Annotated in this window: 19 protein-coding genes; 6 read left to right on the top strand and 13 right to left on the bottom strand. The window is 71.7% G+C overall.

What is annotated here, in order from left to right; translation table 11 throughout:
* Window positions 1-125: 125 nt before the first annotated feature.
* The 4 genes from arsA to VR894_RS18725 form a co-directional block, all read right to left on the bottom strand.
* The gene (gene arsA, locus VR894_RS18740; protein ID WP_324654015.1) at window positions 126-1,907 is read right to left on the bottom strand and encodes an arsenical pump-driving ATPase; all 1,782 of its coding nucleotides are present in this window, start codon (window positions 1,905-1,907) and stop codon (window positions 126-128) included.
* Between the two features lie 13 nt (window positions 1,908-1,920).
* The gene (gene arsD, locus VR894_RS18735) at window positions 1,921-2,292 is read right to left on the bottom strand and encodes an arsenite efflux transporter metallochaperone ArsD (RefSeq protein ID WP_324654014.1); all 372 of its coding nucleotides are present in this window, start codon (window positions 2,290-2,292) and stop codon (window positions 1,921-1,923) included.
* Between the two features lie 107 nt (window positions 2,293-2,399).
* The gene (locus tag VR894_RS18730) at window positions 2,400-3,428 is read right to left on the bottom strand and encodes a glutathione S-transferase family protein (protein ID WP_324654013.1); all 1,029 of its coding nucleotides are present in this window, start codon (window positions 3,426-3,428) and stop codon (window positions 2,400-2,402) included.
* Between the two features lie 45 nt (window positions 3,429-3,473).
* Window positions 3,474-4,076, bottom strand: coding sequence for a helix-turn-helix domain-containing protein (locus tag VR894_RS18725; protein ID WP_324654011.1), 603 nt, complete (start codon window positions 4,074-4,076; stop codon window positions 3,474-3,476).
* 137 nt (window positions 4,077-4,213) lie between these two features.
* On the opposite strand from VR894_RS18725, the gene VR894_RS18720 reads away from it, so the two are divergent.
* Together VR894_RS18720 and VR894_RS18715 are read left to right on the top strand one after the other, a co-directional pair.
* Entirely contained in the window at window positions 4,214-4,513 is a 300-nt protein-coding gene (locus tag VR894_RS18720) for a WhiB family transcriptional regulator (RefSeq protein WP_324654009.1), read from the top strand.
* Entirely contained in the window at window positions 4,510-5,271 is a 762-nt protein-coding gene (locus VR894_RS18715; RefSeq protein ID WP_324654007.1) for a DedA family protein, read from the top strand. Before VR894_RS18720 ends, VR894_RS18715 begins: the two co-directional genes overlap by 4 nt.
* A gap of 32 nt (window positions 5,272-5,303) precedes the next feature.
* On the opposite strand, the gene VR894_RS18710 is transcribed toward VR894_RS18715, so the two are convergent.
* Window positions 5,304-6,386: a hypothetical protein gene (locus tag VR894_RS18710; protein WP_324654006.1), complete on the bottom strand. Its 1,083-nt coding sequence runs from the start codon at window positions 6,384-6,386 to the stop codon at window positions 5,304-5,306.
* Window positions 6,387-6,425: 39 nt separating this feature from the next.
* The gene (locus VR894_RS18705; protein WP_324654005.1) at window positions 6,426-7,655 is read right to left on the bottom strand and encodes an amidohydrolase; all 1,230 of its coding nucleotides are present in this window, start codon (window positions 7,653-7,655) and stop codon (window positions 6,426-6,428) included.
* 77 nt (window positions 7,656-7,732) lie between these two features.
* Between VR894_RS18705 and VR894_RS18700 the strand changes: the two genes are divergently transcribed.
* The gene (locus VR894_RS18700) at window positions 7,733-8,170 is read left to right on the top strand and encodes a hypothetical protein (protein ID WP_324654003.1); all 438 of its coding nucleotides are present in this window, start codon (window positions 7,733-7,735) and stop codon (window positions 8,168-8,170) included.
* Between the two features lies 1 nt (window position 8,171).
* Here the strand turns inward: VR894_RS18700 and nhaA are convergent, their stop codons facing one another.
* From nhaA to larE, 7 genes are all read right to left on the bottom strand, one after another.
* Complete coding sequence (nhaA, locus tag VR894_RS18695) at window positions 8,172-9,392, bottom strand: Na+/H+ antiporter NhaA (protein WP_324654002.1); 1,221 nt, start codon at window positions 9,390-9,392, stop codon at window positions 8,172-8,174.
* 132 nt (window positions 9,393-9,524) lie between these two features.
* Window positions 9,525-10,832, bottom strand: a complete 1,308-nt coding sequence (locus VR894_RS18690; protein WP_324654001.1) for a TRAP transporter large permease — start codon at window positions 10,830-10,832, stop codon at window positions 9,525-9,527.
* The gene (locus VR894_RS18685) at window positions 10,832-11,449 is read right to left on the bottom strand and encodes a TRAP transporter small permease (protein ID WP_324654000.1); all 618 of its coding nucleotides are present in this window, start codon (window positions 11,447-11,449) and stop codon (window positions 10,832-10,834) included. The genes VR894_RS18690 and VR894_RS18685 overlap by 1 nt, the downstream gene beginning before the upstream one ends.
* Window positions 11,450-11,485: 36 nt before the next feature.
* Entirely contained in the window at window positions 11,486-12,517 is a 1,032-nt protein-coding gene (locus VR894_RS18680) for a TRAP transporter substrate-binding protein (RefSeq protein WP_324653998.1), read from the bottom strand.
* 247 nt (window positions 12,518-12,764) lie between these two features.
* Window positions 12,765-13,787 carry a TRAP transporter substrate-binding protein gene (locus VR894_RS18675; RefSeq protein WP_324653996.1) on the bottom strand — a complete coding sequence of 341 codons (1,023 nt, stop codon included), beginning with the start codon at window positions 13,785-13,787 and terminating at the stop codon, window positions 12,765-12,767.
* An 88-nt stretch (window positions 13,788-13,875) separates the two neighbouring features.
* Window positions 13,876-14,565: a nickel pincer cofactor biosynthesis protein LarB gene (larB, locus tag VR894_RS18670; protein WP_324653994.1), complete on the bottom strand. Its 690-nt coding sequence runs from the start codon at window positions 14,563-14,565 to the stop codon at window positions 13,876-13,878.
* Complete coding sequence (larE, locus tag VR894_RS18665) at window positions 14,558-15,412, bottom strand: ATP-dependent sacrificial sulfur transferase LarE (RefSeq protein WP_324653991.1); 855 nt, start codon at window positions 15,410-15,412, stop codon at window positions 14,558-14,560. The genes larB and larE overlap by 8 nt, the downstream gene beginning before the upstream one ends.
* 113 nt (window positions 15,413-15,525) lie before the next feature.
* Here larE and VR894_RS18660 point away from each other — a divergent pair, with 113 nt between their 5' ends.
* From VR894_RS18660 to VR894_RS18650, 3 genes are all read left to right on the top strand, one after another.
* Window positions 15,526-16,557, top strand: a complete 1,032-nt coding sequence (locus tag VR894_RS18660) for a LacI family DNA-binding transcriptional regulator (protein WP_324653989.1) — start codon at window positions 15,526-15,528, stop codon at window positions 16,555-16,557.
* 96 nt (window positions 16,558-16,653) lie between these two features.
* The gene (gndA, locus tag VR894_RS18655) at window positions 16,654-18,105 is read left to right on the top strand and encodes an NADP-dependent phosphogluconate dehydrogenase (protein ID WP_324653987.1); all 1,452 of its coding nucleotides are present in this window, start codon (window positions 16,654-16,656) and stop codon (window positions 18,103-18,105) included.
* Window positions 18,106-18,558: 453 nt separating this feature from the next.
* The coding region (locus VR894_RS18650) for a glycoside hydrolase family 3 protein (RefSeq protein ID WP_324653986.1) at window positions 18,559-20,969 on the top strand (2,411 nt) is incomplete at its 3' end.

The raw sequence follows: 20,969 nt of genomic DNA, 5'->3' as shown, positions 1-20,969 counted from the left end.
CCGAGCGCTACCTCGCCGCCCTCGGCGAAGCCGCCGAACCCGCCACCGACGCCTCCCAGACACCCCAGGGCGCCGTCCGCGTCTGAGGGGGCGTCGCTGCGACCGGCGCGGTGGGACGACCGCGGTCACGTGCCCACCGGGGCGGTGGCCGCGGTCAGTCGTCGCAGGGCGGGGATCCCGACGGGTTCTCGGGGGAGCAGCGGGATGACCGCGCACCGCTCGCTGTGGGCGGAGGCCCGGGCGATGTCGCCCGTCTCGTTCCGCGCTCGGCGCTGCAGGAGGGGGTCGGTGGTGACCGCGGCCGCCAGCGAGCTGTTGACGACCCATGCCCACGGCTCGATGCCGGCGCGGCGCAGGTCGTGCTGGAGCTCCTCCGCCTCGAGGACGGGCGTGGTCTCGGGCAGCGTGACGATGATGACCTTGGTGAGGTCGGCATCCTGCAGGCGCATCATCGGGGTGACGAAGGACGTCGTCTCGCCCAGCTGACGCACGATGTCACGGTGGTAGGAGCCGGTGGCGTCCAGCAGGAGCAGCGTGTGCCCGGTGGGCGCGGTGTCGATGACGACGAACCGGCGGCGCGCCTCGCTGACCGCGCGGGAGAAGGCCTGGAACACGGCGATCTCCTCGGTGCAGGGGGAGCGCAGGTCCTCCTCGAGGGCGGCGCGGCCGGCGGCGTCCAGGGTTGCACCCTTGGTGCGGAGCACCGTCTCCCGGTACGCGCGGGTGGCCGCCTCGGGGTCGATGCGCGAGATCTCGAGGTGGTCCGTGGTGCCCGCGAGGGTCTCGGCCAGGTGGGCGGCAGGGTCGGTGGTGGTCAGCGTGACCGACAGTCCACGGTCGGCCAGTGCGGTGGCGACCGCCGCCGCGACCGTCGTCTTGCCCACCCCGCCCTTGCCCATGAGCATGACGAGGCCGTGGTCCTGCGTGGCGAGCTCGTCGACGAGGCGGTCCAGGCCGGAGACGGCGAGGGGCTCGGGTGCGGCCTCGGGCGGGGAGGAGACTCGCGCGCCTACCGACTCGGGCGCGAAGAGGCTATCTACGGCGTCCAGTCCGACCATGGTGCCGCCCTTGAGCTCGAGAACGTCGGTGGGCAGGTCGCGGAGGGCGGGCGGCAGGTCGCGCAGCACGGCCTGCTCACGTGTGTACAGCGCCTCGGCGAGCTCGTCCCCGCCCTGCGGCCGCGGCATGACCGCATTGACGACGACGTACTGCTCGCGCATGCCGAGGTCGGCCAGCTCGGCGCTGGTGCGCTCGATCTCCTGCACCGCCGCCCGCTGGGCACGGGTGACGAGGACCAGACGCGTGCGCGCAGGATCGGCGAGCGCGGCGACCGCGTGGGCGTACAGGGAGCGTTGGCGGTCCAGGCCCGCGAGCGGCCCGAGGCAGGACGCGTCGCCCTTCCCCTCGTTGAGGAAGTCGGTCCATGAGCCGGGCAGCTGGAGCAGGCGGATGGTGTGCCCGGTGGGTGCGGTGTCGAAGACGACGTGGTCGAACCCGGCCACAGCATCGTCGTCGGTGAGCAGACCCGTGAACTCGTTGAACGAGGCGATCTCGGTGGTGCAGGCTCCTGACAGCTGCTCCTCGATGAGCCCGACCTCGGCAGCGGGCAGCAGGGTGCGCACCGGTCCGACGATGCGTTCGCGGTAGGCGCCGGCGGCCTCGTCGGGGTCGATCTCCAGGGCCGACAGCCCGGGGACCACCGGGAGCGCGGTGATGGTGTTGCCGATGGGCACCCCGAAGACCTGCCCGACGTTGGAGGCCGGGTCGGTGCTGACGAGCAGCACGGAGCGGCCCGCGCGGGCGAGGGCGACGGCTGCGGCGCAGGCCACGGAGGTCTTGCCCACGCCTCCCTTGCCGGTGAGGAACAGGAAGCGCGGAGTTCCCGTGAGGAAGGACGGACGGCTCATGGTCGGCATCCCGTCAGCTGCAGCCGGAGCCGCCGCAGCAGCCTGTGGCGAGGCCGAGCTCGGGACGTCCGGCGGGCACCGGGGCGAGGCCGGCCCACCGGGCCAGCTGGCTGCGGTCCGGGTACCGGCCGGTCATCGCGACCGCGCCGTCGACCAGGACCAGCGGCAGCCCCTGTGACCCCGAGACCCGCAGGAACTGCACGACGGCGGGACGCTCGGCGAACGCCGTCGGCTCGCCCGCCAGGTTGAACCGGCTGACCTCGCCACCCCGGGTGCGGAGCCAGTCCACGTCGGCCGAGAAGGTCACCAGCTCCTGCGGCACGTCGGGTCCGCACACCCCGGTGCTGCAGCACAGCGCGGGCTCGAAGATCTCAATGGCACCCATCATGCGCCTCCATCGAATTGATTGTTATCGATGCGAGAAGCATAGGGCCGCGCCTGACGGCGGCAGGGGCGACCAAGGTCCCTGGTGGCGTGGCTTCGCCGGGGGTCTCAGCCGAGCGGCGTGTGGGCGGGGTCCACGCGCTCGTCCGGACGCACCGGCCCGGGCGGGGTGCCGTCGCCGAAGGGCTGGCCGCCCAGCTCCTCGCGCCCGTGCGGGGTGGTCCACCCGGAGAGGTCGGGGCCGACCGGCACGATCTGGGTGGGGTTGAGGTCGGTGTGGACGACGTAGTAGTGCTGCTTGATCTGCTCGAAGTCGATGGTGTCGCCGAACCCCGGGGTCTGGAACAGGTCGCGGGCGTAGCCCCACAGGGCCGGCATCTCGCTGAGCTTGGTGCGGTTGCACTTGAAGTGGCCGTGGTAGACGGGGTCGAAGCGGACGAGGGTGGTGAACAGCCGGACGTCCGCCTCGGTGATCGTGTCGCCGACGAGGTAGCGCTGCCCGGAGAGCCGGTCCTCGAGCCAGTCCAGCGCCGTCCACAGCCGGTCGTACGCCTTCTCGTAGGTCTCCTGCGACCCGGCGAAGCCGCAGCGGTAGACCCCGTTGTTCACCTCGGTGAACACCCGCTCGTTCACGGCGTCGATCTCCTCGCGGAGGTGCACGGGGTAGAGGTCCGGGGCGCCCTCCCGGTGGTGCTCGCGCCACTCGGCGGACATGTCCAGGGTGATCTGCGCGTAGTCGTTGGTCACCACCTGCCCGGTGGGGACGTCGACGATCGCCGGGACGGTGATGCCGCGCGGGTAGTCGGGGAAGCGGGCGAAGTAGGCCTCCTGCAGCCGTTCGATGCCGAGCACCGGGTCGCGGCCGCCGGGGTCGAGGTCGAAGGTCCACGAGCGTTCGTCGTGGGTGGGCCCGGGGAAGCCGATGGACAGCGCGTCCTCCAGTCCGAGCAGCCGGCGCACGATGATCGTCCGGTTGGCCCACGGGCAGGCGCGGGCCGCGACGAGCCGGTAGCGCCCGGGCTCCACGGGGTAGCCGTCCTCGCCGTCCCGGGTGATCCGGGTGGTGATGTAGTTCGTGTCCCGCGTGAACTCCTTGCCGGCGGACACGTAGGTCCCGGGAGTCGTGTGCTCGTCCATGTCCTCGACCGTATCCCGGAGCGCACGCGCCGGCCCGGGCGCACGCTACGCGGGCGGGCCGGGCGGGCGCAGGGCGGCGCCCAACGTCGCGGTGATCGCGGTGGAGGCGTCACCGTGCTGCATCCGGCCGGCGTCGATCTCGACCGCGGCCGCGTGGAGCACGGCGTGGAACACGGCGATGAGCCAGTCGGTCGACAGGTCGGTGCGGAACTCGCCGGCGCCCTGCGCGGCCGTGATGAACGCGCGCACCCGGTCCTCGAGGCCACCGGCATGCATCTCACGCACGGTGGCGGGGGGCAGTGCCTTCTCGGCGGCGACGATCACGCTCCCGGATCGCAGTGTGACCTGCCAGGTCGCCGCGACGAGCCGCTCGAGGGCCTCAGCGGCGTCACCGGTGAGGTCGACGGCGCCCAGGGCGTCATCCGCAGCGGCCAGGGCACGGCGGGCCACGGCCTCGACGAGAGCCGGACGGGACTTGAAGTGACCGTAGACGGTGACCCGGCCGAGTCCCGCCTCCGCCGCGATCTCACCCATGCTGGCGTCCGCGTCCCGCGCGAGGCACGTCTCCGCGGCGTCCAGGATCAGCTCGATGTTGCGTCGCGCGTCAGCGCGCAGGGGCGAGGGCTGGTCCGGCGCTGCGGTGTCCATCGGCTCTCCCTGTCGCTGACTCGTTGTCAGCGTACTGGTTCCGCGAAAGTACTTGAACACCAGTGTTCGAGATAACTACGATGAACTCGTACTGACGTGTACAAGATCTCTCTCCCTGCGCTCACCCAGAGGCGACCATGACGCGCACCGACGTCGACCACCGCAAGCGAGGCCTCACGGCCTTCCCCGGAGGCGGTCCGGCCACCCCGTGCCAGCGAGCGGGGGACACCGACCTGTGGTTCGCGGAGGGCACCGCAGACGTCGAGCTGGCCAAGTCGCTGTGCCGGCAGTGCTGGCTCCGCCGCGAGTGCCTGGCAGCGGCCGTCGAGCGGCGCGAGCCGTGGGGCGTGTGGGGTGGCGAGGTGTTCGTCGGCGGCGTCGTCGTCGCGCGGAAGCGCGGCCGCGGACGGCCTCGGACGAGTGGAGCGGCCTCATGAGCAGCCCCGTCGCGGGAGGGCAGCGGACCACGGACGACTCCGACTCCGGGCCGACTGCCCGTCCGTGGCGGTCCGCCTGGCGTCGCTACGTGCCGTGGCAGGGTCGCGCGACACGGGTCGACCGGGCACTCATCGGCGCGATCCTCGCGGTCGTCGCCCTGGGGTTCGTGCTTCGGGCGGTGAGCCCCTTCCTCATCGCCTCGCACCCGGTCGCGCTGGCGTTCCTCACCGGCGACCTCGCGGCCATCGGTGCCGCTGCCGGCTTCGCCCGGGTCGGTGAGACCGAGCTGGGGCTGGTGGTCGTCGCCGGGGCGGTGGGCATGGTGAAGCTCGACTGGCTGACCTGGTGGACCGGACGGCAGTGGGGCGCCGGCATCGTCCGCATGGTCACCGCCAGCGAGCGGGCGCAGGGCTTCGCCGAGCGTTCCAGGGAGCTGGGCCCAGGAGTCCTCGCAGCCGCGGTCGTGCTGGCCACCCTCCCCGGCGTCCCCACCGCGGTGGTCTACGCCGCCGCCGGCTGGGCCGGGATGCGGCTGTCCACCTTCCTCCTCCTCGACCTCGTCGGCGCGGTGCTCATGACCGGACTGGTCGCGGGGCTGGGCTACGGGCTGGGGCAGCGAGCGGTCGACGTCGTGCTCCTGGTCGACAGGTACGCGTCGCTGGTCAGCCTGACGATGATCGCCATGGCGGCGCTGGTGCCGCTCGTCAAGCGGCAGCGGAGGCGCGCCCGGCGACGAGCCGACCGTCCCGTGGCCTGAGCCGACGCACGCCGCCGGGTGCGGCCCCGACGTCAGGAGGTCTGCTCGCCGGCGTCCAGGAGGTACCGGGACAGCGCGAGGAGGTGCTGGAGCGACTCGGCTCGTGGCTCGTCGGGTCGGCTCCCTCTGATCCGCGTCGACGACGGATCGAGCCACGCACCGATCGTGCCGAGGACGGTGTGCCACCTCAGTCCCAGCGCGAGCCGGTAGGCCGGGCGGACGTCGGCCACGTCCGCGACGCCGGCCCGGCGCAGACCCTCCTCGTAGCCGGAGAGCACGACGTCCTCGAGCTCGGCCAAGCCCGCGGCCGGCGCCTCGCCTCGCCGTACGGAGCCCACGACGAGCGGCGCGAGGTTCACGCCCCGCGGGCCGCGTCCGACGTTCTCCCAGTCGATCGCCGCGGTGCTCGCTGGGCCGAGCGCGAACAGGTTGGAGCGGACGAGGTCGTGGTGGAGCAGGGTCTGCGGGAACGTCGCCAGGCGCCTCACCCGGGACACCGTGGTGCCGACGAGTGCCCGCGTGCGTCGGAACCCGGGATCGCCGAGGAGATCCATCAGCTCGTGCGCCGCCGGCGCGGCGCCCGCCCTCTCCAGCTCCGCGTCCGCCTCCGCCACGCGGTGCGGCTGCCCGTGCCGCTCCGCCCACGCGTCCTGTGAGTCGAAGCTCGGCGGCACCGGGCCCGCCGCGACGTCCCAGGTGGCGATGTGCCGGGCCGCGACGCCGAACCGCGCGACGGGCCACGTCCCGCCGTGCTCGTCGCTCAGCGCCTCGAGCCACAGCTCGACGTGCGCCTCGGACTCCTCCCAGGCGAGCAGTGCCGGTGCGAGCAGACCGTCGGGTCGTCCGCGGTCGGCGATCCCGTCCCGGTACACCGCGAGCTCGCGGCGCGCCGCGCGCAGCCCGGGGCCGGTGGTGTGCTTGACGACGGCGCTCCAGGGGACGTCGTCGCCGCCGCGCAGCCGAGCGGTTCCCCTCACGCGCTCGACGACGCGGCCGGGGAGGTAGGGGTCGTAGCCGACGGGGGAGCGGGTGACCAGGCGCGCGCGCTCGACCGCTCGGCCGTGGAGCGACTCGGCCACGACGCGCGGGTCGACGTGCGAGCTGAGCGGCGCCACCCGCGGGACGATACCTGGCGCTCGAGTCGGCCGGCCTCCTCAGAACCGCTCGGCGCGCTCGTGGACGCCGTGCTCGGCGGAGTAGACCTCCGCGCCGGTGATGAACACGCGCTGCACGCGGGAGAAGACGTCGAGCGGGTCGCCGGACCAGATGACGACGTCACCGTCGAGTCCCGGACGCAAGGCACCGACGCGGTCGTCCAGCCCCATCATCTGCGCCGGGTTGACGGTCAGGGCACGCAGCGCCACGTCGCGGTCCAGGCCCTCCTTGACGGCGAGCGACGCCTGGTGGACGAGGAAGTTGATGGGCACGACGGGGTGGTCGGTGGTGATCGCGACCCGCACACCGGCCGCGGCGAGGCGGGCGAGGTTGGCGATGTCCCGGTCACGCAGCTCCACCTTCGAGCGGCTGGTGAACATCGGCCCGAAGACCACGGGCACGTCCTTCTCGGCGAGGACGTCGGCGATGCGCGCACCGTCGGTGCCGTGGTTGACGACGAGCCGGTAGCCGAACTCCTCGGCGAGGCGGACCGCGGTGGCGATGTCGTCGTGCCGGTGGGTGTGCTGGTCCCAGATGAGCTCACCGGAGAGCACGGCGGCGAGCGTCTCCAGGCCGAGGTCGCGTTCGACCGGCTTGCCCTCCGCCAGGGCGTGGTCGCGCTTGGCGGCGTAGTTCTGCGCCTTGACGAAGGCGTCGCGGATGACCTTGGCGACGCCCAGCCTGGTCGAGGGCATGGTCTTCCTGTCCCCGTAGACCCGCTTGGGGTTCTCGCCCAGCGCCGACTTCACCGACACCCGCTCCCGGAAGACCTGCTCGTCGACCGTGCGCCCGCCCCAGGTCTTGATCGCGACCGACTGGCCGCCGATCGGGTTGCCGGACCCGGGCTTGACGACGGCCGCGGTCACCCCGCCGAGCAGCGCGTCGCGGAACCCCTCCTCCTCGACGTTGATCGCGTCGAGGGCGCGCAGCCCCGCGCCGTCGGGGTCGGTCATCTCGTTGACGTCCGCCCCGGCCCAGCCCTCACCCTCCTCGTGCACGCCCAGGTGGGCGTGCGCCTCGACGAGCCCGGGCAGCACCCAGGAGCCGCTCGCGTCGACGACGGGTACGCCGTCCGGAACGGAGACGTCGGTGCCGACAGCGGCGATGACGCCGTCGAGGACGAGGACGGTCGCCCCCTCGATCGGCTCACCGTCGACGGGGACGACGTAGCCGCCGGTGACGGCGACGGAAGCGGTACGGGTGCGTCGGGGCTGCGAAGTGTTCGTCATGTTCCAGTGGTATCACCTGCGCGGGGTGGCAGGCTGGGCGTAGAGGCGGCGCCGCGCCGCCGGGGAAGGAGCAGGCCATGGCCGCACGTGAGCCGGGGAGCACGACACCGGGCAGCTCCACGCCGGGCAGCTCCACTCCGGGCAGCACCACGCCGGGGAAGTCCGGGGCGGAGTCCGGCACCGGCACGCCGGCCGGTGGCCGGGACGCCGCGGAGCGTAAACGTGGGGACAGGTCCCGCAACCGCCTGGGCTGGATCGCGATCACGGTCGCCGGGCTGCTCACCGCCTGGCAGATCATCTACGCGGTCACCGTGGAGAGCGTGGAGAACATCGAGACCTACGAATCGATCGGGCTCATGCTCGTGCTCGTGCTGGCCGTCGGGTCGCTCGTCCTGGGGATCGTGGCCCTCGCCCAGCGGGTGTCGCCGCGGTGGCCGGCCGTCGCGGCGCTCGCCGTCGGGATCTACGCCTTCGTCGTTGCGATCGCGGGGTGGATCGGGCGGCTGATGTACTGACTCAGCCCCGGCCCGCTTCCTCGAGCCGGTTCCCGGCGCGCACCCGCAGCGCGATGCCGCCGAGGATCGCTGCCAGGAAGGAGCCGAGGAGCACGCCGACCCGCGCGTGGCTGCCCTCGGTCGACCCCGCGTCGAAGGCCAGCTGGGCGATGAGCAGGGAGACCGTGAACCCGACCCCCGCGAGCAGGCTCATCCCGAGCATGTCCTTGAGGTTGAGGCCCTTGCCCAGGACGAGCGGGGTGAGGGTCACGAGTAGGGCGGTGCCGCCCCAGATGCCCAGGAGCTTGCCGACGGGGAGCGCGACCGCGATGCCGACGGAGACGGGGTCGGTGACCACCCCGAGGATCCCGCCGGCGTCCACGACGTTCACCCCCGCTGCGAAGAAGGCGAAGACCGGCAGCACGAAGCCGGCGGAGATCCAGCCGACCCTGTCGGTGAAGCGGTGGGTGCGCGGCTCCGGCTCACCGGGGCGTGAGACGGCGGGGACGACCATGCCGAGCAGCACACCCGCGATGGTGGCGTGGACTCCCGAGGCGTGCATGCACGCCCACGCGACGAAGCCGATCGGGACGAGGAGCCACCACGACGTCTGCCCGCGCTGGACGAGCACGCCGAAGACCGCGACGGCGAGGAGTGCGCCGCCGAGCAGGAGGTAGTTCAGCCCGCCGGCGAAGACGACGGCGATGATGACGATGCCGATGAGGTCGTCGACGACGGCGAGGGTGAGCAGGAAGGTCCGCAGCGCTGAGGGGAACCCGCGCCCGAAGATGCCGAGCAGGGCGACGGCGAAGGCGATGTCCGTCGCGACCGGTACGGGCCAGCCCTGCCACACGCCCGCGCCGGTGACCGCCTGGACGAGGAGGTAGACGGCCACGGGGCCGGCCACGCCGAAGAAGGCGGCGATGACCGGGACGGCCGCCGTGCGCATGTCTCGCAGGGAGCCGGTGACGAACTCCTGCTTGAGCTCGAGGCCGACGACGAAGAAGAAGATGGCCAGCAGGCCGTCGGACGCCCAGGCCGACAGGCTCAGCTCCAGGTGCAGCGCGGCCGGGCCGACGGTGGTCTCCGACAGCGAGGCGTACGCGTCACGCCACGGCGAGTTCGCCCAGACCAGCGCGATGAGCGCACCGGCCAGCAGCACCATCCCGGCGAAGGTCTCGTTGCCCAGCTTCTCGCGGTAGGCGGCGAGCGGGCCGCGACGGGCGGCGGACTGGCTGGGCATGCGGCAGGGCCTTTCTTGCGGGGCGGCAGGATCGCGCCGCACGTCACTCTACGGCGCGGTCCCCGATGGTGCTGTGGCCGGGAGGGCTGGTGCCCTCCCGGCCACAGCGGGGTGCTCGTTGGTGCGGAGGTGCTACATGAGGTCCATCGTCGTGGGCAGCCACAGCGAGATCTGCGGGACGAACACGACGAGGAACAGCGCGATGAGGATCGCGACGAGGAACGGCCACAGTTTGGTGATGACCGGCTCGATCCGCAGGTTCGCGATCCGGGCCCCGACGAAGAGCACGTTGCCGACCGGTGGGGTGATCACCCCGAGCGACAGGTTCATCACGACCATGGCGCCGAAGTGGACCGGGTCGATGCCGAACTCGGTGACGATCGGGAGGAAGATCGGCACGAAGATGAGGATCGCCGGCGTCGGGTCCATGAACGTCCCGACGACGATGAGCACGACCATCATGAGGATGAGGATGACGACGCTGGAGTCGGTGAAGCCGAGCACCGCGTCGGAGATCATGTCCGGGATCCGCGCGAAGGACATGACGAAGGACAGCGCGGTGGACACGCCGACCAGCAGCATGACGATCGCCGTGGTGCGGCCGGCGTCCACGAGGATGCCGGGCAGCTCGCGGACCTTGATCGTGCGGTAGATCGCCGAGAGCAGCAGGCAGTAGACGACCGCGATGGACGCGGACTCCGTCGCCGTGAACTGGCCGGCGAGGATGCCGCCGACGACGATGACGATCATCAGCAGCGAGGGGACGGCCCGCCAGATGACGAGCAGCCCCTGGACGAAGCCGACCCGGTCGGCGGACTTGAGCTTCCCCGGCTGCTTCCGGGCGTAGAGGTAGACGACGATCATGCAGGCGATCGCCCAGAGCAGGCCGGGGAACAGGCCCGCCATGAACAGCGCCGCGATCGAGGTGCTCGAGACGAGCGAGTAGACGATGAACGTGTTCGACGGCGGGATGAGCATGCCGGCGGGCGCGGAGGCGACGTTGACGGCGGCCGTGAACTTGCGGTCGTAGCCCTCGTCGACCATCCGGGGGTTCATCACGTTGCCCACGGCGGCCGCGGCCGCGACCGCGGCACCGGAGACGGCACCGAAGAGTGAGTTCGCCACGATGTTCGTCTGCGCGAGGGAGGCGGGCATGCGGCCGGTGAGCACCTTGGCGGCGTCGACGAGCCGTGCCGCGATGCCGCCGTTGTTCATGATGACGCCGGCCAGCACGAACAGGGGGATGGCCAGCAGCGGGAAGGAGTTGATCCCGGTGAACATCCGCTGGGCTGTGACGAGCACCGCCTGCTCCATGCCGAGCAGCGGGATCGCGGCGAGGAACGTGGCGGTGCCGATGACGATGGCGATCGGCACGGAGAAGACGATGCCGATGAGGATGCCGAAGAGCAGGATGAGTCCGGCGAGCGTTGCGGGGTCCATCATGCCTCCGTCTTCGGTCCGGTCGGGTGGTCCCCGGGGCTGTCCGGGGTGTCGGCCGACGTCACGAGGGGTGGGTCGGTGGCCAGCCGGTCGGCCTGGATCTGAGGGTCGACGGCCAGCGGGTCTCCCTCGAGCTCGAGGTAGGGCGCCTTCGTGCCGCGGGCGATGCCCACGACGTAGTACACGGAGTAGAAGGCGATGAGCACGCCGGAGACCGGCAGGGCGAGGTACATCTGCCCCAGCGTGAACGGCAGGGCGGACAGGTTCTGCAGCCAGGCGTTCTCCGCCGCCCGCCAGCCGCCCCAGACGAGCACGACGACGGCGAAGAGGAGGACGACCAGCTGGACGGCGACGGCGAGGACCGTCTCGACCCGGGCCGGGAACTTGCGGGCGACGAACTCGACCGCGATGTGGCCCCGCTCCCCGAAGACGAAGGCGGCGGCGAAGAGGCCGAGCCACACGAAGGTGAGGCGGGCGCCCTCCTCTGTCCACGTGCTCGGGTCGCCGAGGACCTGGCGGGTGACGATCTGCCAGACCACGATGACGACGAGCAGCGCGAAGAGGACGACGGTGATCCAGTACAGGACCGTGTCGAGGACCTTCTTGGCACTATCCATGACTCACCTCCAATGGTGTGTGGCTCGGCCGCTTCATCAGCGGGCCGCGGCGCGGGCTGCGTCGTAGAGCGTCTGCTGCGAGTCGGTGGTGATGAACTCGCTCGCGAGGGCCTCGAGGGGCTCGGCGAAGGCGGCGTCGTCCACCTCGGAGAAGGTGGCGCCACCGGCCTCGGCGCCCTCGATGGCCTCCTGGGTGGCGTCGGCCCAGAGCTGGGTGTGCTCCTGGTGGGCGGCGGTCCAGCCCTCGTCGAAGGCGGCGCGGTCCTCCTCGGACATGCTCTCGAGCAGGTCGGTGTTGATGATCATGTAGTCGAGGCCGACGAGGTGGTTGGTGTAGGAGAAGTACGGCGCCACCTCGTAGTGCCGCTGGGTGAAGTAGGAGACCTCGTTGTTCTCGGCCGCGTCGACGACGCCGGACTGGAGGCCCGTGTAGAGCTCGCCGTACGCCATCGGGGTCCCGGCGCCACCGAGGGCCTCGGCCATCGCGATGTGGAGGTCGGACTCCTGCACGCGGATCTTCTGGCCCGCGAGGTCCGCGGGGGTCTCGACCGGGGCGTCGGTGTAGACCGAGCGGGCACCCTGGGTGAAGCCGCCGAGCACGGTGAAGTTGTTGGACTCCTCGAGCGAGCTGTACAGCTCACCGGTGATCTCGGGGTCGTGGATGACGCTCATCTGGTGCTCGACGTCGTCGAAGACGCGGGGGAGGTTGAAGACGACGAAGTCCTCGTTGAGGTTCTCCAGCTGCGTGCCGGAGACGATCGCCATGTCGACGCTGCCGTCCGACACCAGCTGCAGGGCCTCGGCCTGGGCGCCGAGCGTCTCGTTGGGGAAGACGTCGATGCCCCAGCCGTCGGTGTTCTCCTCGAGGTAGGCGCCGAAGTTGTCGAGCGCGATGTAGGAGGGGTGCTCCTCGGTCTGGTTGAGGGCGACGCGCATGGTCTTGCCCTCGCCGCCACCTCCGCCGTTGCTGCCGGCGTCGTCCGAGCTGTCGCCCCCGCCGCAGGCGGCGAGGAGGAGCGTGGTGGCGGCTGCGCCGGCGATGACCAGCGTGTGCTTCCGGTGCCTCATGTGATGTGTTCCGTCCTTCGGTCTGAGATGGCCTGCGTCGAGCAGCTCGTCGGCCTCCGCCTGTGGAGAGTGGGCGACCAGTCGTGGACTGGCGGCGATGCCGGGCACCTTGCGGGGCCTGCTGTGCGACGTGGGTACCGCTGTGTTCGGTTGCCTCATTCACTCAGGTGGACACGGGAGCGATGTACTTGTTGCCACGAGTTGCCGCCTGTGACCGCGCCGTGACTCGGGTGGCGTGTCGTCGTCGTCAGCCGCTCGGCTCGGTCGAGGCGGCCCGCGCGCCGTCGTAGATCTCCCACTGGGTCTCGGTGGTGAGGAAGCGCTCGGCGAGTGGCTCGAGAGCCTCGCGGAACACACTGGCGTCGACCTCGTGGAAGGTGGCTCCTCCTTCCTCGGCGGTGATGACCGCTTCCTCGGTGGCCGCGCGCCACAGCTCGACGTGCGTGGCCCGGGCTAGCTCCCAGCCCTCGGCGAAAACCGCCCGGTCCGCCTCGGTCATCGATGCCAGGACGTCGCTGTTGACGACCAGGTAGTCCAGGCCCACCTGGTGCCGGGTGTAGGACCAGTGCGGCGCGACCTCGAAGTGCCGCTGGCTGGCGTAGGAGACCTCGTTGTTCTCCGCCGCGTCGACGACGCCGGCCTGAAGCCCCGTGTAGAGCTCGCCGTAGGCCATCGGTGTCGCCGACGCACCCAGCGCCTGCGCCATCGCGATGTTCAGCTCCGACTCCTGGACCCTGAGCTTCTGCCCGGCGAGGTCGGCGGGGGAGCTCACCGGCCCGAACGCCGTGTAGACCGAGCGCTCGCCCTGGGTGAAACCGCCGAGCACGGTGATGTTGTTCGTCTCCTCGAGCGAGGAGTAGAGCTCACCGACGACGGCCATGTCGTGCACGACGCGCATCTGGTGGTCGATGTCGTCGAAGGTGGTCGGCAGGTTGAGGGCGATGAAGTCCCGGTTGAGGTTCTCCAGCTGGGGACCGGAGACGATCGCCAGCTCGACCGACCCGTCCGAGACGAGCTGCAGGGCCTCGGCCTGCGCACCCAGGGTCTCGTTGGGGTAGATGTCGATGGTCCACCGGCCACCGGTCTGCTCCGCGAGGTGCTCGCCCCAGCGGTCCAGCGCGATGTAGGAGGGGTGCGTCTCGGTCTGGTTGAGGGCCAGGTGGAACACGTCGCCCTCGTTGGCGCCCGGCTCCAGCGACGGGCTGCACGCGGCCGCGGCCACCGCCGTCGCACCCGCAGCCGCCGCCAGCGCTGCTGCTCGTCGTCCCATGCGTCCGTGCCTCCCCGCAGGTGCGCCCCGTACGACAGTATGCTCGCCGATCCGCCTCCGGGTCACCCTTTGGCCGCCGGGGACGTGGTCAGCGGTCGGGTGCGGCGATCTGCGCGGCGAGGTGGCCACCGCCGTAGCCGTTGTCGATGTTGACGACGGCGACGCCGGGAGCGCAGGCGTTGAGCATGGACAGCAGCGGCGCGACGCCACCGAAGGCCGCGCCGTACCCGACGGACGTCGGGATCGCGACGACGGGCGCGCTCACCAGCCCGGCGACGACACTCGGCAGGGCACCGTCCATCCCCGCGGCGACGACGACGACGCGGGCGGAGCGGAGCAGGTCCAGGTGGCCCAGCACTCGGTGCAGACCGGCGACGCCGACGTCGACGACGAGCTCCGTGCGCCGGCCGAGGTAGCGGGCCGTGAGCTCGGCCTCGCGGGCGACCGGCAGGTCGGAGGTGCCGGCGCTGACGACGACGACGAGGCCGCCCGTCACCTCCGGGGCCTCCGGAGGCCAGGCGACGAGCCGGGCGTCGGGGTCGTGGTGGGCGTCGGGCAGCTCGGCGAGGATCGCGGTGGCCTGCTCGGCGGAGGCACGGGTGAAGAGCGTCGGGGTCCCGGCCTCGGCGACCGCCGCAGCGATGAGCGCGACCTGCTCGGTGCTCTTCGGCTCGCAGAGCACCGCCTCGGGGTACCCACGGCGGGCGGCGCGGTCATGGTCGAGGTGGGCGACCCGGGTCAGCTCGGGGCCCGGGTGCCACGGATCGGCATCAGCCATTGACGGACACCAGGGGGAGGGTGAAGGCACCGGACTGGATGCCGCGCAGGTCGAGCGCGGCGAAGCGGAAACCGGCGTCCCGCACGGCGCGGTCGACCTCCTCGCGTCGCTGCACGGCGGTGAGGAGCTCCTCCGGGAGCAGCTCGATGCGCGCGACGTCGCCGTGGTGACGGACCCGGCAGTCGGTGAAGCCGAGGCGGCGCAGGGCGGCCTCGGCCCGGTCGACCTGGCGCAGCTTCTCCGGGGTGACCTCCTCGAAGTGCGGGATCCGCGAGGCGAGGCACGGGGCGGCGGGCTTGTCGGCGACGGGCAGGGCGAGCGCGCGAGCGACCTCGCGCACCATCGCCTTGGTCATGCCGGCCTCGGCCAGTGGCCGCAGCACCCGGTGGTTCGTCGCGGCCCGGGAGCCGGGACGGTCGGGGCGCTTCGCGTCGTCGGCGTTCTCACCGTAGGCGACGGCGGTGAGCCCCAGCTCGGAGACCAGGTCGTCGTCGATGCGGGTGAACAGCTCGTCCTTGCAGTGGAAGCAGCGGTCCGGCCCGTTGGCCCGGTAGGCGGCCGAGTCGCCCTCGTGGGTCTGGATCTCGACGACGCGAGCCCCGATCACCGCGGCCGTCTCGTGCGCCCGGGCCCGCTCGTCGGTGGCGAGACTGGGCGAGATGCCGAGGATCGCGACGACGTTCTGCGCGCCGAGCGTCCGCACCGCCAGGACGAGGAGGGTGGCGGAGTCGACACCACCGGAGTAGGCGACGCCGAGCGGAACCTGCCCCGTGAGCAGCCGGCCGACCGTCGCTGCGGCGTCCGCAGCGGGCCCGGTGAGGCCCGCGGCCGCCGTCGTCGTCGTCATCAGAACGCTCCTTCGTGCACTCGAGGTCCCCCGTCGGCCCCTAGTGGACAAGTCGGGCGACCGGCGTGGCAACTCGTTGCCACACGTTGCACGCGACCTTACCGTTGGCCGGTATGGACAGCGAGGGAGAGGCCGAGGCGGCACGCCAGCCGACGATCTACGACGTGGCGAAGGCCGCCGGGGTGGCGCCGTCGACCGTGTCCCGCGCGCTGTCCCGGCCCGGGCGGGTGAGCGCGGAGACCGCCGAGAAGGTCCGCGCAGCGGCCGCCCGCCTGGGGTACCGGCGCACGAGCGTCGCCCCCGCGCTCCGGGCGGTCCCGAGCCGGCTGCTCGCCATGCTCGTCGCCGACATCGGCAACCCGCTGTTCGTCGACGTCATCCGGGGGGCCGAGGCCGCCGCCGAGGCCGCCGGCTACACCATGCTCCTGTTCGACGCCCAGGAGTCCGACCTCCGTGAGCGCGACGCCGCCGAGAAGTTCCTCGGCGCGGTCGAGGGCCTCGTCCTCACCAGCCCGCGGCTGTCCGACTCCGGCATCCGCGCGGTCGCCAAGCAGCGGCCGGTCATCGTCCTCAACCGCGTCGTCAGTGGGCTGCCGAGCGTGCTCACCGACGGCGCGCGCGGCGTGCGACGGGCCGCCGAGCACCTCGGGCAGCTCGGGCACCGGGAGATCACCTACGTCGCCGGTCCGGAGGCCTCGTGGGCCGACGGCGTCCGCTGGCGCGGCCTGGAGGAGGCAGGCTTCGAGCTCGAGCTGCGGGTCCGGCGCATCGGCCCGAACTCACCCACCGTCGACGGCGGGGCGAAGGCGGCCCGGCGCTGGGCGCAGAACCCGACGTCCGCCGTCATCGCCTTCAACGACATCATGGCCGTCGGCTTCATCCGGGGGCTGCGCGCCCTGGGCGTGTCCGTCCCGAGCGACGTCAGCGTCATCGGGTTCGACAACAGCCGCACCGGCGCGCTCACCGTGCCCGCGCTCACCTCCGTGGCGTCCCCGCTCTCCCTCCAGGGGGCGACGGCGGTGCGCAACCTGCTCGCGATCATCGGGGGAGCGCGGTCGAGCGAGCAGCCCGTGGTCCTGCCGGTCAAGCTCGTGGCACGTGACTCCACGGCGCGGGTCGGCCGGGGCCGCCTCATGCGCTCGTGAGGCCGTGGCAACTGATGGACACCGCTGCGGTCGGTGGGGTGGCTGCGGCCATACTTGGCGGCGTAGCGTCATCTTGCCGCCGATGAAAGGACCAGCATGACTGACAACGGGACGACTGCCTCCGCGCAGATCGGAGTCATCGGACTCGCCGTCATGGGCAGTAACCTCGCCCGCAACCTGGCACGTCACGGCTACGCCGTGGCCCTGTACAACCGCACCACCGCGAAGACCGACGAGCTCGTCGGTGCCTACGGCGAGGAGGGCACCTTCGTCCCGTCGTCGACGCTCGAGGAGTTCGTCGCGAGCCTGGAGCGGCCGCGCAAGATGATCATCATGGTCAAGGCCGGTGGCCCGACCGACGCCGTCATCGAGTCGCTCATCCCGCTCCTGGAGGAGGGGGACATCGTCGTCGACGGCGGCAACGCGCACTACGAGGACACCCGCCGGCGGGAGGCCGCCCTGCGCGACGTCGGTCTGCACTTCGTCGGCGCGGGGATCTCCGGCGGCGAGGAGGGCGCGCTCAACGGCCCCAGCATCATGCCCGGTGGTCCCGCCGAGTCCTACGTGACGCTCGGCCCGATCCTCGAGGACATCTCGGCGAAGGTCGACGGCGAGCCGTGCTGCACACACATCGGCCCCGACGGCGCCGGGCACTTCGTCAAGATGGTGCACAACGGCATCGAGTACGCCGACATGCAGTTCATCGCCGAGGCCTACGACATCCTGCGCGCCGCGGGCCTCGAGCCGGCCGAGCTCGCCGAGGTCTTCACCGAGTGGAACACCGGTGACCTGGACTCCTACCTCATCGAGATCACCGCCGAGGTGCTCGGCCACGTCGACGCCGAGACGGGCCGCCCTTTCGTCGACGTCGTCGCCGACGCCGCCGAGCAGAAGGGCACCGGCCGCTGGACCGTGCAGATCGCCCTCGAGCTGGGCGTGCCGGTCAACACGATCGCCGAGTCCGTCTTCGCCCGCTCCACCTCCGGGCACGCCCCGCTGCGCGAGGCCTCCCGCGCCGCCCTGCACGGGCCGCACCGCGACGGCGTGGACGCCGCGAACCGCGCCGAGCTGGTGGAGAACGTGCGCCAGGCGCTGTGGGCCTCGAAGGTCGTCGCCTACGCCCAGGGCCTGGACCAGATCCGCACCGCCTCCGAGCAGTTCGGCTGGGACATCGACATCGCCGAGGTCGCCAAGATCTGGCGCGGTGGCTGCATCATCCGCGCGCGCCTGCTCGAGCGGATCCGCTCGGAGTACGCCGGCCACAACCTCACCACGCTGCTCGAGGCGCCGTCGGTGGTCTCCGGCCTCGAGGCGAGCCAGCAGGGCTGGCGGGCCGCCGTCACCCACGCCGTCGCCAACGGGGTGCCGGTGCCCGGCTTCTCGGCCGCGCTCGCGTACTACGACACGGTGCGGGCCGAGCGTCTGCCCGCCTCGCTCGTCCAGGGACTGCGCGACTTCTTCGGCGCGCACACCTACAACCGGGTCGACCGCCCCGGTGTGTTCCACACCGAGTGGTCCGCCGACCGCACGGAGTCCGAGCAGGACTGACCCTCCCCGGCGCGCCCCCAGGGCGGCGAGCGCCGGACCGTGTGCAGGCCCGACGGCCCGCCGAGCCCCGTCTCGGCGGGCCGTCGGCGTACCCGGACCGGGCCTCACCGGCCTGGCTCGGCCGCCTCGTCACGGCGGTGTCGCCGCCCCCCCGGGTGCGCCCTCGCGCCCTCCGGCGCTCTCAAGGGCCTCGTTCCCCGGGAGCGGTCGGTGCGCCTTTCGGATGAGCGGTGCTCGCATCGGTCGCCGTGCCGGTGGCAACGGATGGCAACAGTTCGTCCGGTGGCGCGCGCCACAGTGACGATCAGGTCATGGTCGGCCTCCGCGGTGACGGGGCGGTCGACCGGCACGTCGCAGAGGCGACGGGCCCGTCGAGGACGACATCGTCAACGACGACACGATGCTGAGGAGGAACGAATGTCACGAACCCCACGTGCGGGTTTGCGGAGCGCTGTGGCGATCGCCGCAGCGACGCCGCTGGCGTTGAGCCTGGCCGTCGGTGCCGGCGCCGCCACCGCTCCGCCGCCCGAGCTCGTGCAGCCGGAGCTCGGGAGCCAGGCCAACATCATCCGGGTCGACGGGTACGACTTCCGCGACCTCGACAGGGACGGTGAGCTCGACGACTACGAGGACTGGCGGCTTCCCGTCCAGCAGCGCGTCGACAACCTCGTCTCGCTCATGAGGCTCGAGGAGAAGGCCGGCCTCATGCTCATCGACACGCTCAACGCGGCGTGCGAGGACGGCGTGCGCGGCACCGTGCCGGAGTCCGCGGACAACTTCATCAACAACCAGCACATGCACCGCTTCGTCTTCCGGAACACCGTGACCGGACCGGACGACGCCGTGTGCGGGCAGCCGGGTGGTGGCTTCCGCGCGTCCACCAGCGTGACGCCGGCCGAGGCCGCGACCTTCACCAACGAGGTCCAGCGGATGGCTGAGCGGACGCGCCTGGGGATCCCGGTGCTCTTCAAGTCCAACGCACGCAACCACATCGACCCCGACGCTCGCGCGGGGATCAACGAGTCGGCCGGCGCCTTCAGCGCCTTCCCCAAGGAGGCCGGCATCGCGGCCGCCGCACTGGGCGCCGAGTCCGCCGCAACCGGTGAGGCCCCGACGACGGGAGACATGTCCGTCGTCGAGGACTTCGCGAACGTCATGGGCGAGGAGTGGGCCTCGATCGGCCTGCGCGGCATGTACGGCTACATGGCCGACCTGTCGACCGAGCCGCGCTGGTACCGCACGCACGAGACCTTCACCGAGGACGCCGAGCACGCCGCCGCCATCATGGGGACGCTCGTCGAGACGCTGCAGGGCCCGGTCACCGGGAACGGTCTGGCGTTGAGCCCCGAGACCCGGGTCGCGCTCACCCTCAAGCACTTCCCCGGTGGTGGCCCGCAGGAGCTCGGGCTCGACCCGCACTACTCCTTCGGCAAGGCCCAGGTCTACCCGGGCGGGTTCTTCGAGGAGCACATGCTGCCCTTCGAGGCGGCCATCGACGCCGGCGTCTCCTCGATCATGCCGTACTACGGCGTGCCCGTGGACGTCCCGGAGGTCGGCAACGAGGACCAGGACTACCCGCTCACCGGGTTCGCGTTCTCCGACTCCATCGTCAACGGCCTGCTGCGCGACCAGCTCGGCTTCACCGGCTACGTCAACTCCGACACCGGCATCATCAACGACCGCGCCTGGGGCCTGGAGGACGCCACCGTGCCGCAGCGCGTCGCCGCCGCGATCAACGGTGGCACCGACACGCTGTCCGGCTTCAACGACGTCCAGGTCATCATCGACCTCGTCGAGGCCGACCTCGTGTCCGCCGAGCGCGTCGACCAGGCCGCCAGGCGTCTGCTCGAGCCGCTGTTCCGGATGGGGCTGTTCGAGAACCCCTACGTCGACCCGGACGTCGCCACCGCGACGATCGGCTCGGACGAGAACCGGGAGGTCGGCCTCGACCTCCAGCGCAAGTCGCTCGTGCTCCTGGAGAACGAGGAGACCGAGGACGGGCCGGTGCTGCCGCTGCAGGCGGACTCCGACGTCTACATCCTCGGTGACTTCACCGAGGAGACCGTGGCCGGCTACGGCTTCGACGTCACCGACGGCAACGTCGAGGACGGCGAGGAGCGCCCGAGCGCGGAGGACAGCGACTACGTCCTCATCTCGATGACGGCACGCACCAACGGTGGCGACTACGTGAGCAACAGCGAGGACTCCGGGCTCGACCCCGAGCACGGCGTCAACCCCTCGGCCATCGAGGGCATCCCCGGCCTCGACGGTGAGAGCCTGTGGGGCGCGGCGGACGCCTGCGTCACCCACGGAACCGAGAGCTGCACCGACAACGGCCTGCGGTTCGGCGGCTCCTACCCGTGGGAGTCGAGCATTCTCGACTTCACCGGCATGGAGGCGGCCGAGTCGTGGGAGGTCGTGCCCTCGCTCGACACCATCCAGCAGGTCATGTCCGAGGTCGACGACCCGAGCAAGGTCATCCTGCACGTCTACTTCCGCCAGCCCTACGTCCTCGACGAGGAGAGCGGCCTGCGGGACGCCGGTGCCATCCTGGCCGGCTTCGGCATGAGCGACACTGCGCTGATGGACGTCCTCACGGGCAAGTACGCGCCGCAGGGCAAGATGCCCTTCGCGCTCGCCGGCACCCGCGAGGCCATCCTCGAGCAGCACTCCGACGCCCCCGGCTACGAGGAGACCGAGGACGGCGCGCTCTACCCGTTCGGCTACGGCCTCACCTACGACGACGCCGAGGAGCCCGAGCAGCCGGGGCAGGAGCCGGAGTACGGCTTCTTCCTGACCAACGGCTGGGAGGGCGGCAAGGCCGACCACGCGTTCATGTACGGCCGGTTCACCGATGAGGTCCT

The organism is Georgenia sp. H159 (genome assembly GCF_035607575.1).
Lineage (GTDB): Bacteria > Actinomycetota > Actinomycetes > Actinomycetales > Actinomycetaceae > Oceanitalea.
Note: the sequence above shows the minus strand (reverse complement) of the source record. Positions and strands in the feature narration are given on the sequence as shown.

Coding starts and splice junctions, on each gene's coding strand:
- VR894_RS18675 (WP_324653996.1), bottom strand. CDS start 13,787: ATGGGACGACGAGCAGCAGCGCTGGCGGCGGCTGCGGGTGCGACGGCG.
- VR894_RS18725 (WP_324654011.1), bottom strand. CDS start 4,076: ATGGACACCGCAGCGCCGGACCAGCCCTCGCCCCTGCGCGCTGACGCG.
- nhaA (WP_324654002.1), bottom strand. CDS start 9,392: ATGCCCAGCCAGTCCGCCGCCCGTCGCGGCCCGCTCGCCGCCTACCGC.
- larB (WP_324653994.1), bottom strand. CDS start 14,565: ATGGCTGATGCCGATCCGTGGCACCCGGGCCCCGAGCTGACCCGGGTC.
- VR894_RS18720 (WP_324654009.1), top strand. CDS start 4,214: ATGACGCGCACCGACGTCGACCACCGCAAGCGAGGCCTCACGGCCTTC.
- VR894_RS18715 (WP_324654007.1), top strand. CDS start 4,510: ATGAGCAGCCCCGTCGCGGGAGGGCAGCGGACCACGGACGACTCCGAC.
- VR894_RS18690 (WP_324654001.1), bottom strand. CDS start 10,832: ATGGACCCCGCAACGCTCGCCGGACTCATCCTGCTCTTCGGCATCCTC.
- arsA (WP_324654015.1), bottom strand. CDS start 1,907: ATGAGCCGTCCGTCCTTCCTCACGGGAACTCCGCGCTTCCTGTTCCTC.
- VR894_RS18680 (WP_324653998.1), bottom strand. CDS start 12,517: ATGAGGCACCGGAAGCACACGCTGGTCATCGCCGGCGCAGCCGCCACC.
- arsD (WP_324654014.1), bottom strand. CDS start 2,292: ATGGGTGCCATTGAGATCTTCGAGCCCGCGCTGTGCTGCAGCACCGGG.
- VR894_RS18730 (WP_324654013.1), bottom strand. CDS start 3,428: ATGGACGAGCACACGACTCCCGGGACCTACGTGTCCGCCGGCAAGGAG.
- VR894_RS18660 (WP_324653989.1), top strand. CDS start 15,526: ATGGACAGCGAGGGAGAGGCCGAGGCGGCACGCCAGCCGACGATCTAC.
- VR894_RS18705 (WP_324654005.1), bottom strand. CDS start 7,655: ATGACGAACACTTCGCAGCCCCGACGCACCCGTACCGCTTCCGTCGCC.
- VR894_RS18700 (WP_324654003.1), top strand. CDS start 7,733: ATGGCCGCACGTGAGCCGGGGAGCACGACACCGGGCAGCTCCACGCCG.
- larE (WP_324653991.1), bottom strand. CDS start 15,412: ATGACGACGACGACGGCGGCCGCGGGCCTCACCGGGCCCGCTGCGGAC.
- VR894_RS18685 (WP_324654000.1), bottom strand. CDS start 11,449: ATGGATAGTGCCAAGAAGGTCCTCGACACGGTCCTGTACTGGATCACC.
- gndA (WP_324653987.1), top strand. CDS start 16,654: ATGACTGACAACGGGACGACTGCCTCCGCGCAGATCGGAGTCATCGGA.